This is a genomic window from Mesorhizobium terrae (assembly GCF_008727715.1).
Classification (GTDB): Bacteria; Pseudomonadota; Alphaproteobacteria; order Rhizobiales; family Rhizobiaceae; genus Mesorhizobium; species Mesorhizobium terrae.
Map to the genome: position 1 here is coordinate 973,859 of NZ_CP044218.1, position 14,992 is coordinate 988,850.

Genomic DNA, 14,992 nt, shown 5'->3' on the forward strand with positions numbered 1-14,992 from the left:
GCACAGTGCTGAGCAAGCTCACCCTGCGCTGGCGCCTTGTGGTCGCCTTCCTGGCGGTGTCGGTGCCGCCGGTGCTGATCGCGTCCTATGTCGCCGCCGCGCTGATCTCGGCCACGTTCAAGCACAATGTCGAGCGCCTGCTTGGCCGCGCCGCAGACTTCCTGGTCAGCGAAACGATGTCGAGCGAAGACGAGGCGGACCGCGCCGCCGCCATCATCGCCGCATCGCTGCCCGCCCATGGCAGCGCGCTCGCCGGCGAGGTGAACGAGAACTCCACGCCGCTGCGCATCTATTCCGACCTGCTCTCCTCGGTCGGCTACGATCTCGTGCTGATCTATGACGACAAGGGCAACACGCTCTATCGCTTCGGCACCGCGATGCTCGACATTGCGCTGCCGCGCACCTCGGTGCGCTCGATCTTCACAGCACAAAAGGAAGGGCGCCCGGCCCTGCTGGTCGGTGCCGCGCGCATGCTCGAGCGCGACGGGCAGGTGCTGCATGTTCTGGTCGCCAATCTGCTCGACGACTCCTTCTTCTCTGTGCCGCGCGCCAAGACGGCAATCGTCATCCATGCCTACCGGCTGCAGGGGAACTCCATGCTGCCGCTGGTCCGCCAGGGGCTCGGCCAGCCGCTGACGGTGTCGGACGAAGTGCTGGCGCCACTGAACCGGGGCGACAACTACACCGTGGTGCCGGATACGACCGGCGGCGGGCTGGCGACCGGCTACGGGCCGATCCGGGACGATGGCGGCCGGCTGGTCGGCCTGGTCACCTTCGGCCTCACCGCCAAACGACCGGTCTTCGAACAGCTGATCGACTGGCGGCTGTTCACCATCCTGGCGTTGATCGCGTCCAGCCTGTCGATTACCGTCGGCGTTGTGCTTGCACGCCGGCTTACGATCCCGCTGCAGACGCTGAAGCGCGGCCTGCGCGAGGTCGCTTCGGGCAATTATCGCCTGCAGCTGCCGGAAAACGGCGGTCCGGAAATCGAGGAAGTGACGAGCGGCTTCAACGTCATGACGCGCCAGTTGGAGCGGCTGCGGCAGATGGAAGGCGAGATGCGGCGGCGCGAGCAGCTGGCGGCGCTCGGTGAAGCGGCCGCGGTGATCGCCCATGAAATCAGGAACCCGCTCGGCATCATCAAGACGTCGAGCCAGCTGGTGGCCCAGCGCACCTATCTGGCTCCGCCGGACGAGCGGCTGCTCGGCTTCGTGCTCGACGAGGTCGGCCGTATCGATCGCCTCGTCACCGAAGTGCTCGACTATGTGCGGCCGAACCGCCCGACCATGCGGCTTGCGCTCCTGGACGGGATCGTGCGCAAGGCGATCGATTTCATGATGCCGGAACTGGAAAAGCGCAACATCACCGCCAATGTCGAACTCGCCGACCACATTGCGGTGGATGCCGATGCCGACCAGATCCACCAAGTGATCATCAACCTGGTCCTCAACGCCATGGAGGCCATGCCCGAGGGCGGCGCGCTGACCGTCAAGGTCGAGGCTGACCAGGAAACGACCGAAGCCGTGCTGACCGTTGCCGACACCGGTATCGGCATGGAACCGGATGTGGTGCATCGCATGTTCGATCCGTTCTTCACCACCAAGACGAAAGGCACGGGCCTCGGCCTCGCCAAGGTGCTCTCCGTGATCGAACATCACGGTGGCGCCATCACCTGCACCAGTGCATTGGAGAACGGCACCAGCATCGTGATACGCTTGCCGCTGAAGCAGAAGAAGATCGCCTATGCCGAGCTCGATACTGGTCGTTGACGATGAGCCCCGCCTGGCGGAAACACTGGCGCTGGCGCTCGAAGGCGGCGGCCTTTCCAGCGATTTCGTGACCGATGCCACCAGCGCGCTGCAGCGACTGGAACAGGGCGAATTCGGCCTCGTCATTACCGACCTCAGAATGCCGGGTCGCGGCGGCCGCGACCTGTTGCAGGAATTGCGGCGCAGGCGCCCCGACATGCCGGTGGTGGTGATGACGGCCTATGCCTCGCTGCGCGATGCCGTCGCCTTGGTCAAGGAAGGCGCCTTCGACTATATTTCCAAACCGTTCGAGATCGACGACGTCATCGCCACCGCCAGGCGCGCGCTGCAACTCACCCAGATCGTCAACGAGAACCGGCGCCTGCGCGCCGAACTGGAAGAGAAATACTCCTTCGGCAACCTGATCGGCTCCAGCCCGGCCTTCGGCGAGGTGCTGCGGCAGATCACCGAAGTGTGCGCCAGCCGCGCCACAGTGCTCATCCAGGGCGAAAGCGGCACCGGCAAGGAACTGGTCGCCCGCGCCATCCATTTCAACAGCCCGCGCAGCGACGGCCCGTTCATTGCCATGAACTGCTCGGCCATCCCTGAAAACCTGCTCGAGAGCGAACTGTTCGGGCATGCCAAGGGCGCCTTCACCGGTGCGGTGGCCGCCCGCGACGGTCGCTTCGTCACCGCCAATGGCGGCACGCTGTTCCTGGACGAAATCGGCGACCTGCCACTTTCGCTGCAACCCAAGCTTTTGAGGGTGCTGCAGGACCAGGTGTTCGAGCCGGTCGGTTCCGACCGCAGCGTCAAGGTCGACGTGCGCATCATCACCGCCACCCACCGCGACCTGGAAGCTGCCATGCAGGCCAACGATTTCCGCGAGGATCTCTATTACCGGCTGGCGGTCTATCCCATCCGCGTGCCGTCGCTGCGCGAGCGCGCCGGCGACATCCTGCCGATCGCGACGCATTTCCTGGCGCATTTCTCCGCCGAGATGAACAAGAAGATCACCGGCTTCGCGCCGGAGGCAGAGGCCGCGCTTGCCACCTACCAATGGCCCGGCAACATCAGGGAACTGCAGAACGCGGTGGAACGAGCAACGATCGTGGCCGCCCGCAACGTCGTTGGCCCGCAAGACCTGCCGGGCTATGTGACGCGCACCAGGCGCCAGCCGGCCGCCAGCGCCGCGCTGCCCGCCGATCTCGACGGCGAACTGGAACGCATCGAGCGCGACTTCATCCTGGCCGCGCTGCAGGAAACCGACGGCATCCAAGTGAAGGCAGCGGAAAGGTTGGGCATCGCCGAACGGAGCCTTTGGCATCGGATCAAAAAACTTGGTATCAAGATCGCCAAGACTGCGAAGTGAGGTTCGTTTTGCGTTGCTTTTCCCGACGAGACCGCAAGGGGCGTGGTCCGCTTGCCCTTGATTTGCTGGCAGGCGGCGTTGCCGTCTCGCTTGTCGTACTGGCGCTTCCAGCCCGCGCGGCCGACAGCGTGGCCGAAAAACCGCTCGCTTCCAACGATCCTTGGATCATCAGCATCGGCGGCATGGCGACGGTCAGCCCGAGATGGGACGGCTCCTCGCGCTACGGGCTGGGCGGCATGCCGTCGATCTCGTTCCGCCGCGCTTCCGAGCGCGAGAGCTTCTCGGCGCCGGACGACAATTTCGACATCACCTTCTTCACCGGCAAACGTTTTGCAATTGGTCCCGTCGCCAGCCTGCGTTCCGGCCGTTCGAGCGAGGGCGGCCGGTTGAACGGGCTCGACACCTATCCCTGGACCGTGGAAGTCGGCGCCTTCGCCGAATTCTGGCCGGTCGAGGACCAGTTGCGCCTGCGCGGCGAACTGCGCCACGGGCTGCGCAACAATGACGGCTTCAGCGCCGACCTGATGGCCGACTATGTGCAAAACTACGGTGCGCTGACGCTCTCCGGCGGCCCGCGGCTGGTGCTGGCCGACGACAAGGTGATGGGTATCAAATACGGCGTCTCGCCGGAGGCGGCCATCCGCAACGGCACGGTTGCGGCCTATGACCCGAAGGGCGGCATCGCCAGCGTCGGCCTGTCGGTGGCGCAGAGCTATGTCTGGTCGAAGGAATGGACGACGACGCTCTACGAACGGTTCGACTATCTGGTCGGCGATGCCGCCAACAGCCCGATCGTGAAAGACCTAGGCTCGCGCAACCAGTTCACCTTCGGCATCGGCGCGACGTATTCGTTCACGGTGGACTAGAGCGCGCCGCGATCCAGGCGAGACGAGGCTATTGATCGCGGCTTTCAGCGCTTCCAGCGTTCGGGTCGCTCAACCTCCAGGTGCCGATCCAACTTTTGAAGGCTGAAACCGAAGCCCCTCAACATCGACTTGCCTGCTGTATCCTAGCCGTCTCCAGCCAACGACAAAAGAGATTCTCGCCAGCTGGCCGTGCCCGCGAGCGACGATGACTTTCGAGCTATCCCTTAAATGAACCCATTTGGCATCCTCCGTTCGGGTGACATAATCCGTAATCAACGTCCCAAGCATGGGAGCACTCGTCGGGTGATGGGGCTCGATCGTCGGCGATATCGACGCGAATCTGGTGGGATTTCGGCGCGCGTTGGGGGGCCTCTTCAGCCACCAATGAAACCCGTTGCGGCTCCGCGCGGGCACCATGCCACAATGATCAGGACGGACTGTGTTCACCGGCACAACCCAGGCCAAGGCCGGAAAGTGCCTGAGACAGCACGTGAACGATCTGAGCGCGGCGTGTGCGGCCTTTCGAACCGCAATAAGCGAAACGCAATCCAATCAGCCTTCAGCTTGCAATTGCTGCTTGCTGGAGGTTCTGTGCTTACTTCTTTTCTTTTCTCGAACCGGGCTCATCATTGAGGCCGGACATGTGATCAAGACCGGCTTTCAAGGCGAGAACCGTCCTCACACCGGTCAGAAGCCTCACCAAATCCACCTGCCGATGCGTACCCGTCTTCTCGAAGATCGAACGGACCTGCGAACGCACGGTGCCATTTGCGACCCCCCGTAGGTCCGCGATTTCATTGATCGTCTTGCCAAGGGTTAAATCGCGCGCGATTGCGGCCTCTGCTGCCGTCAGATCGAACAGGCCCTCCATGATCCTGGGGTCGACACCAACGTCCTCGGCAGCCGACGTTATGACCAGCAGCATGTCAGCCACATTGAAGATATCTCGACTGGCTCCGACAATCGGAAGCACATGCACCACCATCGTTGGATGTTCGTCGATGGCCGCAATCGGGAAGGTGCCACCCCGGTCACTCGGTCCCTCCAGGATTTTGCGCCAACAGGCATCCGCCGCCACTTGCGAGAAGGTCAGCCTGGAATGGCGGTCTTGCACCACCCGCGGCAATAATTTCTCGAAGCCTCTGTTTGCCATTGCCAACCTGCCGCGACGGACAGCCGCGGTCGGCAACCCTATGACATCAAAGGCCTCGACGGCGGCGCGGACCTGCTCAAAACGGAGACGAGCCGTAAGAAGCGCAGCACGCGCTATGTGCGGGCGAAGCGCAGTCAAGCGCATCGCCACTTCCTTTCTTAGCGGACCGGAATCGAAGCTCCGGTGCACCGAAATCTTGAGAGTATCCCCGGTCGGCGAAATGATATTGGTGCCGGTGTGCCAGTAGACGCCGTGTGGTTTCATGAAATTCAGATAATAGGGGTGCCGCGCCATTTCTTCAGCCGGCATCACCTCGGTATCCAGCACGAAACGAGGCTCATCGAAGCGAGCGCGACGTTCCGCCGACTCGATATATGGATTGCGCGCCACCCAATTGTCGCGGATGTAGATCTGCATCTTTTCGACACAGCGCTCATTGGAAGACCAACCATTGAGCCCCTTGCTGTCTACCGCAAACAGCGCGGCATCGGTGCACTCGCCTGCCTGGGCGAGAAGGTCCAGGACACCTTTGCCACCCCAAAGGCTCGGTATCGCGGCCGCCTCGTAAATCCGTCCGATCAGTTCATGATCCGACGCATCAAGATTGCCAGACTGCATATGCCTTGCCCCCAACTCCCGCGATCTCGAATATATATCCCGGCTGGACTGGGCGCATCGCAAATTTGCAAACGGCACGGCGAACCGACGGCACTGGCGAGATACGAATGGAAATTTACGCGGCAGAAACAAGATGTTGCGCGTGCGCTTCCGTTCTAAAAACATTACCCTCTCGACCAGAGCATCTTCCATTTCGTAGCGGCGGCCCAAGCAGGACGATCCCCCAAACGGGGGATGACTTGCGGCTTGTGCGTTTGTATGTGGACGACTTTGCGCAGAGGGGCATGCAAGCAATGGAAGAAATAAAGAAGGACGAGGATGAAGAGAGCCGCGACGTTGAAGTCAACAACGTGGAGTGGTTCGATCCGTGGTCGAAACGCCTTGCATTCGAGAAGGCACGCCCGCTGCCCGGCATTCCAGAACTCAATGACGACCTGGCTGACACCGTTCACTGACGGTTCGCAAATGAGCCTTGTCGCTCCGATTGTCGCTTTGGTTGTTCTGGTGGCTCTCTATCGATTCCTCGCATAGAGGCCTTTTCAATGCTCGACCGGTGCGCGGGCGCGATCGCCAGGTTGCCGCCCTATGAGGTACGAGGATTTGTGACGATGATTGAATTGCTGATGCAGCTACTGCCGCTGGGGGCGGTCTTTGCTGTCGTCGCCCTGTATCGGTGACACGGCTCTCGATCAATTCGCAACGCCCCTGAAATAGCAGGGCGGTCACCCCAATTTGGCCGGACATTCGAAAAAACCATGCGGTGCGGCGGCTACACGATTGGGCACTCAATTTTCGACGATCATCCCTTTGATTGAATTGCGGGTGTCTGGCGTGAGATTATCGGCCTCACGGAACCGCCTCTTAGTCTCGTTGGGGACCCTCGTTTCCAAACTGACCTTGACGAACTCGTTCACTGTCACAGACTTGAGGGGCGATTCACGGGTATCAGCCTCCGTTCGGGCAGAGCTTCGCCTTTCAGATCTGTGGAAACTCGTTGTCGGAGATACGCACCAACGCAACCAAATCTGCATGGGCGCCCGTCGTCGAGAGCAACCAAGGTCCGGGCATTCTCAAGCTCAGCTGTACCACCCCGTGCACCGGAAGGGCGGCAAAAGACCAAGAAAGTCAGATAGCTGTTGTCTATCAAGGAGATGGAATGGTGCTGCCAGAGAGGATTGAACTCTCGACCTCTCCCTTACCAAGGGAGTGCTCTACCACTGAGCTACGGCAGCGCCTTGAATGCGGCGCCTTCTGCCACAATGAATCGCCAAGCGCAAGTTGTGTATGACAGCTATTTCCAAGAGACGCTCCGACATGGCCGCGCCACAATGTCGGTTATCCATTCCGGGGACTGGAGACGATGACGGACACGACCAAGCCAAAGCAGCAGCCGAGCGACCGCAAGACCAGGCTGGCGGATGCATTGCGCGCAAATTTGCAGAAGCGCAAGGCACAGACACGCTCACGCCGCACCGGCGAGGCCGATGCGCGGCCGGAGGGCTTGTCCGCGTCGAAGACGCAGAAGGACCGGGAGTAGGCAAGCGGGGGGAGCGGGCCGCTCTTGCGCCGGCTTGCAGCGAAATCCTATTTCTTGAACCGGGTCGACCAATGGTTTAGACGGCGCCCAACACGCAACCGATGAAAAGCCGACAAATCGGCCGAGGGACACTCTTTCATGGATCGCATCAGGATCGTCGGCGGCCGCGAGCTCGCCGGTACCATCCCCATCTCGGGCGCCAAGAACGCCGCGCTGCCCTTGATGATCGCCTCGCTGATGACCAGCGAAACGCTGACGCTCGAGAACGTGCCGCATCTGGCCGACGTCGAGCAGCTGACCCGCATCCTCGGCAACCACGGCGTCGACTATTCGGTCAACGGCAAGCGCGACCATCAGAACGGCAATGGCGGCGGCTATTCGCGCACCATCAACTTCACCGCCCGCGACATCGTCGACACGGTTGCCCCCTATGAGCTGGTGTCCAAGATGCGCGCCTCGTTCTGGGTGATCGGCCCGCTTTTGGCGCGCATGGGCGTGGCCCGCGTCTCGCTGCCCGGCGGCTGCGCCATCGGCACCAGGCCTGTCGACCTGTTCATCGATGGCCTGCAGGCGCTGGGCGCCGATATCGATGTCGACAACGGCTATGTCGTGGCCAAGGCCCACAACCGGCTGAAAGGCAACCGCTACGTCTTCCCGAAGGTTTCAGTGGGCGCCACCCATGTGCTGATGATGGCGGCCTCGCTCGCGCGCGGCGAAACGGTGCTGGAAAACGCCGCCTGCGAGCCGGAAGTGGTCAATCTCGCCGAATGCCTGAACGCCATGGGCGCGAAAATCCACGGTGCCGGCACGCCCACGATCACCATCGATGGCGTCGACCAGCTTTCGGGCGCCAGCATCCGCGTCATTCCCGACCGCATCGAGACCGGCACCTATGCGATGGCGGTGGCGATGACCGGCGGCGACGTGCTGCTGCAGGGCGCGCAGCCGGACCTGTTGCAGACCGCGCTCGACGTGATCAGCCAGACCGGTGCCGAAATCACGCCGACCAACGAAGGCATCCGCGTCAAGCGCAACGGCGCCGGCATCTCGCCGGTCGACGTGACCACGGAACCCTTCCCCGGCTTCCCGACCGACCTGCAGGCGCAGTTCATGGGCCTGATGACTAAGGCCAAGGGCAAATCGCATATCACCGAGACCATCTTCGAGAACCGCTTCATGCATGTGCAGGAGCTGGCCCGTCTCGGCGCGCGTATCCACCTCTCCGGCCAGACGGCGATCGTCGAAGGCGTTTCCAAGCTCAAGGGCGCGCCGGTGATGGCGACCGACCTGCGCGCTTCGGTGTCGCTGGTCATCGCGGGGCTCGCCGCCGAAGGCGAAACGACGGTCAACCGCATCTACCATCTCGACCGCGGCTTCGAGCGGCTTGAAGACAAGCTCTCCGGCTGCGGCGCGGTGATCGAGCGGATCAGCGGCTAAGCGAATCGGCAGTCGGCAGTCGGCAGTCGGCAGTCGGCAGTCGGCAGTCGGCAGTCGAAGCTGCGTCGCAAACGCTGATCGGCTGTCTAGCCGGTTATACCGCCGACGGTGGCGATGGGACTTGCTGTTTATCGCCACCGACAAATCCCCGATCTTTTAATCCCGACTGCCTACTGCCGATTGCCGACTGCCTCCCCGGTTGCGCGCGCCGGAAAGACCGCCTAACAGAAGGTTGAACGACAAAACCTTCGCAGGTGCGGAATCCGCATGAACGCTCTGAAACTGGTCGCGCTCGACGACGAAGACCTCAACATCATCTCGGCCCATACACAGGACGCCGTGATGAAGGTCGCCGACCTCGAATATCTGCCGGCCGCCAAGCGTTTCGTGCTGCCGATGAACCGTTTCGCCTGGGAGGTGAAAAAGGGGCTGTTCCGCAAGCACAACGAACGCCGGCAAAGCGTGCTGCATTTCGACCGGGTGCTGGCGGCCAAGACCAGCGGCATCGCGCGCGACAAGCCGCAGGAAGTGCTGTCGCTGCTCGCCATCAGCTTCGTGCCGATTACGGCACCGGCCGGCATCGTCGAACTGATCTTCTCCGGTGGTGGCACCATCATGCTGGAAGTCGAATGCGTCGAGGCCCGGCTGGCCGACCTCGGCGGTGCCTGGCAAGCCTCTTCGCGCCCGGCGCACAGGGGCTGACCGATGGCCGTGACCCTGCGTTCTTCCGCCGCCGATTTCGAACAGCGCTTCGCCGCCTTCCTCTCCACCAAGCGCGAGGATTCGCCCGAGGTCGACCTGGTCGTTCGCCAGATCATCGCCGACGTGCGGGCACGCGGCGATGCCGCGCTGAAAGAGCTGACGCTGAAGTTCGACCGGGCCGATCTCAATCGCATCGGCATCGCCGTCGGTCCGGACGATATCGCCGCCGCCTACCGGCAGGCCGACCCCGAGACCATCGATGCGCTGAAGCTGGCGCGCGACCGCATCTTTTCGCACCACCAGCGGCAGATGCCGAAGGATGACCGCTATACCGACGCGATCGGCGTCGAGCTCGGCTCGCGCTGGACCGCGGTGGAATCGGTCGGGCTCTATGTTCCCGGCGGCCTTGCCAGCTATCCGAGCTCGGTGCTGATGAATGCCGTGCCGGCGAAGGTTGCCGGCGTCGGGCGCATCGTCATGGTGGTGCCGCCAACCGGCGGCGAGATCAACCCGCTGGTGCTGGTGGCGGCCGACATTGCCGGCGTGACCGAAATCTACCGGGTCGGCGGCGCGCAGGCCGTTGGCGCACTGGCCTATGGAACGGACACGATCAGCCCCGTCGTCAAGATCGTCGGGCCGGGCAACGCCTTTGTCGCCGTTGCCAAGCGACAGGTGTTCGGCAAGGTCGGCATCGATTCGATCGCCGGTCCTTCCGAAGTGCTGGTGGTGGCCGACCGCGACAACGATCCGCAATGGCTGGCCGCGGACCTGCTGGCCCAGGCCGAACACGGCATGGGCGCACAGTCGATCCTGATCACCGACGACGAGGGGCTTGCCGCCGATGTGGAGCAGGCGGTCGCGGCGCAGCTCAAGACCTTGCCCAGGCCGCAGAACGCCGCCGAGAGCTGGCGCGACTTCGGCGCCGTCATCATCGTGGGCTCGCTCGACGAGGCGCCGGCGCTTGTCGACCGCATCGCGGCGGAACATGTCGAACTGGCGGTCGCCGATCCCGAAGCATTCCTCAAAAAGATCCGCAACGCGGGCGCCGTATTCCTCGGCCGCCATACGCCGGAAGTCATCGGCGACTATGTCGGCGGCTCCAACCATGTTCTGCCCACCGCGCGCTCGGCACGCTTCTCATCCGGCCTGTCGGTGCTTGATTTCGTCAAGCGCACCTCGGTGCTGAAGCTCGGCCCCGAACAGTTGCGGCAACTGGCGCCGGCAGCCATTACGCTGGCCAAGGCGGAAGGGCTCGACGCGCATGGCCGCTCCGTTTCCATCCGGTTGAACATGTAGGCGAGCATGTCGGGAGCCGAGGCAACCAATGCGAGGCTGATCGACGTCGAACTCGACGAAACGATCGGCCGCTCGACCCCCGACGTCGAACATGAACGCGCCGTGGCGATCTTCGACCTGATCGAAGAAAACAGTTTCCGCCCGGTCAACGACGATGGCGGCGGCCCGTACAAGCTCAAGCTGTCGCTTGCCGAATCGCGGCTGATCTTCGCCATCAGCCGCCAGGACGGTTCGGATGTCGTCGCCCATATCCTGTCGCTGACGCCGTTCCGGCGCATCGTCAAGGACTACTACCTGATCTGCGAAAGCTACTACGACGCCATCCGCTCCTCGACGCCGAGCCATATCGAGGCGATCGACATGGGCAGGCGCGGCCTGCACAATGAGGGTTCGCAAACGCTGATGGACCGGCTGACCGGCAAGATCGAGATCGATTTCGACACGGCTAGGCGGTTGTTCACGCTGGTTTGCGTGTTGCACTGGCGTGGCTGACGAGCGGTAGCCACGGGCCACGACAAGCCAATGGCCCGGCTTTTCGAGTACCGGACATCTTGAGCTTGCAAGCCCCCTGCCGTTTGCGAAACGAAGCGGATAGGCCTGCTACGCCTCACGGGCGGCAAGCCGATTAAGCGTGTTCACAAAGGGGCGATAATCATATAGGTTCCGCGCCAATTCCGGCCCGGCAGCCGGGAATCCATCCAAACCAAAGGTATCGAATGCCGAAGGAAGAAGTCCTCGAGTTTCCGGGTGTGGTGACAGAATTGTTGCCCAATGCGATGTTCCGCGTGAAGCTCGAAAACGAACACGAAATCATTGCCCACACCGCCGGCCGCATGCGCAAGAACCGCATCCGCGTTCTGACGGGCGACAAGGTCCTGGTCGAAATGACGCCATACGACCTGACCAAGGGCCGCATCACCTATCGCTTCAAGTAACAGGCCTCCGGCTGGATACGCGATGAGCAGTTCGCACAAGCTCGTGCTGGCCTCGGGATCGCCTCGGCGGATCGAGCTCCTGCAACAGGCCGGCATCGAGCCCGACCGCATCCTGCCGGCCGATATCGACGAAACGCCGCAGCGTGCCGAACACCCGCGCTCGCTGGCCAAGCGGCTGTCGAAGGAAAAGGCGGAAAAGGCTTTCACCCTGCTGCAGGACGAAGCCGAGCTCGAGCGCGGCTATGTGCTGGCCGCCGACACAGTAGTGGCGGTCGGCCGCCGTATCCTGCCCAAGGCGGAAACCAGCGAAGACGCCGCGTTCTGCCTGCAATTGCTGTCGGGTCGCTCGCACCGGGTCTACACCGGCGTCTGCCTGATCACGCCCTCCGGAAAGCAGCGCCAGCGGCTGGTGGAGACGCGCGTGCGCTTCAAGCGCCTGCCGCGCATCGAAATCGACCGCTATGTCGCTTCGGGCGAATGGCGCGGCAAGGCCGGCGGTTATGGCGTGCAGGGACTGGCCGGTGCGTTTGTCGTCAAGATGACCGGTTCCTATTCCAACATCGTCGGCTTGCCGCTTTTCGAGACAGCGGCGCTTTTGGACGGCGAAGGCTTCGACACCCACCGCAACTGGCCGGCACGCGCGCTGTCTTGACGACAGCCAAGCCCGGCGTGGGAAGACCTGACAATGAGCACCAATGACGCCACCGTCACGCCGCTGCGGCCAAAGCGGCCCTGTCCGGAATGCGGCCGCCCTTCCGCACGCGAGACCTATCCGTTCTGCTCGACCCGCTGCAAGGAACTCGACCTCAATCGCTGGCTGAAGGGCGTCTACGTGCTTCCGGGCGTCGATAACGACGCCGACACGGAAGAAAAGGCCCCGGAACCGCCGCGGGATTGATCGTCCGCGCCCCTGGCAACAAGGCGCGTTGCCGGCATTTTGGCACACCAATTGTTTTCCCGGCGAAATCGCCGCCGCGGTGCTGGACAGGCGGAAATCTCGTGCTATAACCCACGCGCTTCCGGGGGACGCCCAGCGTTCCGGCGAAGCAGGTTGGCCCCGACCATGGGCCGAACCGAGATGCCCAGGTAGCTCAGTTGGTAGAGCATGCGACTGAAAATCGCAGTGTCGGTGGTTCGATTCCGCCCCTGGGCACCACTCAACCAATCAGCCTTTGATTTCATCGAATTCTGACGCAGAAATCCTGAACTTGCCATGTTCAGGGATGTTGCTCATCTCTTGTTCAGCGCAGGTGAGCGGCCGAAAAGGCAGACATACCTTTTCCGGGTATCACGGCCGGGTTCACTATAGCCATCCCAGTCAATCGGTTTTGGAGGAGGCACGACATGGAACGGTACACCGGGGGCTGTTCGTGCGGGAACGTCCGCCTTGTGGCGTCGGGACGACCTTACCGGGTCGGCATCTGTCACTGCCTCGACTGCCGCAAGCATCATGGCGCGCTTTTTCACGCGTCGGCGATCTTCCCTCAGGATGCGGTGACGATCGAAGGCGAAACGCGCGACTATGCCGGGCGTTTCTTTTGTCCCCGCTGCGGCTCGCCGGTTTTCGGGCGTAGTGGGGACGAGATCGAGGTCAATCTCGGATCACTGGACGCGACTGACCAATTCAAGCCGACCTACGAACTCTGGACCGTCCGTCGCGAATCCTGGCTGCCGCCGTTTCCATTTGCGAAACGCTACGAACGCGATCGAGAGACCGACGGCCGCTTCGAGGACTAGGTGGTGGAAACCGGCCGGCTCGTCACTCCGGCAGGCCGGCCTTGCGGAAACCGTCGACGAAATGTGCGAGCGTGGCGGTGTCGCGGAACGGCTCCTGCGCGCGCCAGTGGCTGATCGTGAAATGCGGGCTGCCGACGAGGAACAGTTCGGTTTCCGCACGCGCCTCGTCCAGCCGGCCAAGTTGGGCAAGGCTCGCCGCCAGGAAGCGGCGTGAGGTTGTGCGGTAAGTTTCGTCCCGGCGCAGGGTCTCGATGACGGCTTCGTATTGGCGGGCCGCATACAATGCCTGACCGAGCGTCAGATAATACCAACTCGGCGGGTAGGGGTTCAGCCGGAATGCCTTGCGGCTCTGCTCGAGGCCTTCCTCGATCCGACCGGCCAGAACCGTGATGTCGGAGAGGGCCGCCCAGGCGTCAGCCTCGTTCGGGTCGAGCGCAATCGCCTGCTCGAATTCCGCGTCCGCCTCGGCGAAGTCGCCGTTGAACGTAAGCAGGTAAGCCAGGACCCAGCGACAGCCGGCATCGTCGGGATCGAGCGCCACGGCCTTGCGGGCCAGTTCGAGGGCGACGGCACGCTCGGGTTCCGTCGGTCCACCCGAATGCACCCGGCCCATCCAGTGGTTCATGGCAAGCCAACGATAGGCTTCGGCATATCCCGGATCGAGAGAAACCGCGCGCGTCAGCATCAGATGCGCTTCCCGCGCCGACTGCGGCTGATCATCCATCAGCCTGCGCGCCCGCACGCAAAGATCATAAGCTTCGAGATTCCCGGGTCGTTTGCGTGGCGATTGCGCGCGCAGCCGGCCGAGCAGCGCCTCGACGATCCTGGCCGTCACCTCGTCCTGAACGGCGAAGATGTCCTCCAGCCCGCGATCGAAGCGCTCCGCCCACAGCTGGTTGCCGCTCTCCGTATCGACCAGTTGTGCGTTGATGCGCACGCGGCCCGCTGCGCGCCTCGCGCTGCCCGTGAGCAGGTAGCGCACACCGAGGTCCTCGGCGATCTCGCGCACGGCCAGTGCCTTTCCCTTGTAGGCAAAGGCGGAGCTCCGCGCGATGACGAACAGGTCGGCGTTTCTGGAAAGGTCGGTGATCAGGTCTTCGGTCAGGCCATCGGCGAAGGCACCCTGTTCGGCATCGTTGCTCATGTTGTCGAAGGGCAGCACGGCGATCGATGGCTTGTCGGGCAGCGGCAAGGGTTTTCGCTTGGCGCCGCCGAGCCGTTCGACGGCGCCCGTGAAACGGTAGCCGACACGCGGAACCGTGGCGATCCACTCGCCGCCGCCGTCGTCAGCCGGACCAAGCAATTTCCTGAGCTGCGCGATCTGGACGGTGAGGTTGCCTTCCTCGACAGCCATGCCCGGCCAGGCCGCGTCCATCAACTCGGCCTTGCCCAGGATTTCACCGGGCTGTCCGGCGAGTGCCGCAAGCAGCTTCAGGGCGCGATAGCCCACGGCAACGGGAACGTCGTCACGAAGCAGCGTTCCCGCATCCGGATCAAGCACGAACGAACCAAAGGCAAAGCGCGATCCCTGCATAGGACGCATCCTTAGAGCCTTTCAGGCTTGCATGGAACCGGGTGCCCGCCCCTGGGC

General features: G+C 63.0%; 15 protein-coding genes and 2 tRNA genes. 14 read left to right on the top strand and 3 right to left on the bottom strand.

Going from position 1 to position 14,992, the window contains the following annotated elements:
* The first annotated feature begins 5 nt into the window (after positions 1-5).
* The 3 genes from FZF13_RS05740 to FZF13_RS05750 are packed head-to-tail and all read left to right on the top strand — an operon-like array spanning position 6 to position 3,986.
* Entirely contained in the window at positions 6-1,769 is a 1,764-nt protein-coding gene (locus tag FZF13_RS05740) for a sensor histidine kinase (protein ID WP_024926028.1), read from the top strand.
* Complete coding sequence (locus tag FZF13_RS05745; RefSeq protein ID WP_024926027.1) at positions 1,744-3,120, top strand: sigma-54-dependent transcriptional regulator; 1,377 nt, start codon at positions 1,744-1,746, stop codon at positions 3,118-3,120. Before FZF13_RS05740 ends, FZF13_RS05745 begins: the two co-directional genes overlap by 26 nt.
* Before the next feature lie 8 nt (positions 3,121-3,128).
* Positions 3,129-3,986 (top strand): MipA/OmpV family protein, encoded by an 858-nt coding sequence (locus FZF13_RS05750; RefSeq protein ID WP_137900263.1) that lies wholly within the window; start codon positions 3,129-3,131, stop codon positions 3,984-3,986.
* Between the two features lie 595 nt (positions 3,987-4,581).
* Here FZF13_RS05750 and FZF13_RS05755 read toward each other — a convergent pair.
* Entirely contained in the window at positions 4,582-5,967 is a 1,386-nt protein-coding gene (locus tag FZF13_RS05755; protein ID WP_244431216.1) for a helix-turn-helix transcriptional regulator, read from the bottom strand.
* 74 nt (positions 5,968-6,041) lie between these two features.
* On the opposite strand from FZF13_RS05755, the gene FZF13_RS28840 reads away from it, so the two are divergent.
* Positions 6,042-6,212 (top strand): hypothetical protein, encoded by a 171-nt coding sequence (locus tag FZF13_RS28840; protein WP_161773078.1) that lies wholly within the window; start codon positions 6,042-6,044, stop codon positions 6,210-6,212.
* A 702-nt stretch (positions 6,213-6,914) separates the two neighbouring features.
* Here FZF13_RS28840 and FZF13_RS05760 read toward each other — a convergent pair.
* Positions 6,915-6,989: transfer RNA gene (locus FZF13_RS05760), tRNA-Thr, on the bottom strand.
* 128 nt (positions 6,990-7,117) lie between these two features.
* On the opposite strand from FZF13_RS05760, the gene FZF13_RS28845 reads away from it, so the two are divergent.
* From FZF13_RS28845 to FZF13_RS05805, 10 genes are all read left to right on the top strand, one after another.
* On the top strand, positions 7,118-7,294 hold the full coding sequence (locus FZF13_RS28845; protein ID WP_162835301.1) for a hypothetical protein: 177 nt from the start codon (positions 7,118-7,120) through the stop codon (positions 7,292-7,294).
* A gap of 138 nt (positions 7,295-7,432) precedes the next feature.
* Complete coding sequence (murA, locus tag FZF13_RS05765; RefSeq protein WP_024926024.1) at positions 7,433-8,731, top strand: UDP-N-acetylglucosamine 1-carboxyvinyltransferase; 1,299 nt, start codon at positions 7,433-7,435, stop codon at positions 8,729-8,731.
* A 267-nt stretch (positions 8,732-8,998) separates the two neighbouring features.
* On the top strand, positions 8,999-9,433 hold the full coding sequence (locus tag FZF13_RS05770) for a DUF2948 family protein (protein WP_024926023.1): 435 nt from the start codon (positions 8,999-9,001) through the stop codon (positions 9,431-9,433).
* A 3-nt stretch (positions 9,434-9,436) separates the two neighbouring features.
* Positions 9,437-10,729: a histidinol dehydrogenase gene (gene hisD, locus FZF13_RS05775; protein WP_024926022.1), complete on the top strand. Its 1,293-nt coding sequence runs from the start codon at positions 9,437-9,439 to the stop codon at positions 10,727-10,729.
* 6 nt (positions 10,730-10,735) lie between these two features.
* Entirely contained in the window at positions 10,736-11,221 is a 486-nt protein-coding gene (locus FZF13_RS05780; RefSeq protein ID WP_024926021.1) for a UPF0262 family protein, read from the top strand.
* Positions 11,222-11,445: 224 nt separating this feature from the next.
* A complete protein-coding gene (infA, locus tag FZF13_RS05785; protein ID WP_006200926.1) occupies positions 11,446-11,664 on the top strand; it encodes a translation initiation factor IF-1 in 219 nt (72 codons plus the stop codon).
* Between the two features lie 22 nt (positions 11,665-11,686).
* Positions 11,687-12,316, top strand: a complete 630-nt coding sequence (locus tag FZF13_RS05790; RefSeq protein WP_024926020.1) for a Maf-like protein — start codon at positions 11,687-11,689, stop codon at positions 12,314-12,316.
* A 33-nt stretch (positions 12,317-12,349) separates the two neighbouring features.
* Positions 12,350-12,562 carry a DNA gyrase inhibitor YacG gene (gene yacG, locus FZF13_RS05795; RefSeq protein WP_024926019.1) on the top strand — a complete coding sequence of 71 codons (213 nt, stop codon included), beginning with the start codon at positions 12,350-12,352 and terminating at the stop codon, positions 12,560-12,562.
* Positions 12,563-12,744: 182 nt separating this feature from the next.
* Positions 12,745-12,820: transfer RNA gene (locus FZF13_RS05800), tRNA-Phe, on the top strand.
* 188 nt (positions 12,821-13,008) lie between these two features.
* Positions 13,009-13,401 (top strand): GFA family protein, encoded by a 393-nt coding sequence (locus tag FZF13_RS05805; protein ID WP_024926018.1) that lies wholly within the window; start codon positions 13,009-13,011, stop codon positions 13,399-13,401.
* Positions 13,402-13,423: 22 nt separating this feature from the next.
* On the opposite strand, the gene FZF13_RS05810 is transcribed toward FZF13_RS05805, so the two are convergent.
* Positions 13,424-14,944, bottom strand: coding sequence for a winged helix-turn-helix domain-containing tetratricopeptide repeat protein (locus FZF13_RS05810; protein WP_024926017.1), 1,521 nt, complete (start codon positions 14,942-14,944; stop codon positions 13,424-13,426).
* Positions 14,945-14,992: the final 48 nt, after the last annotated feature.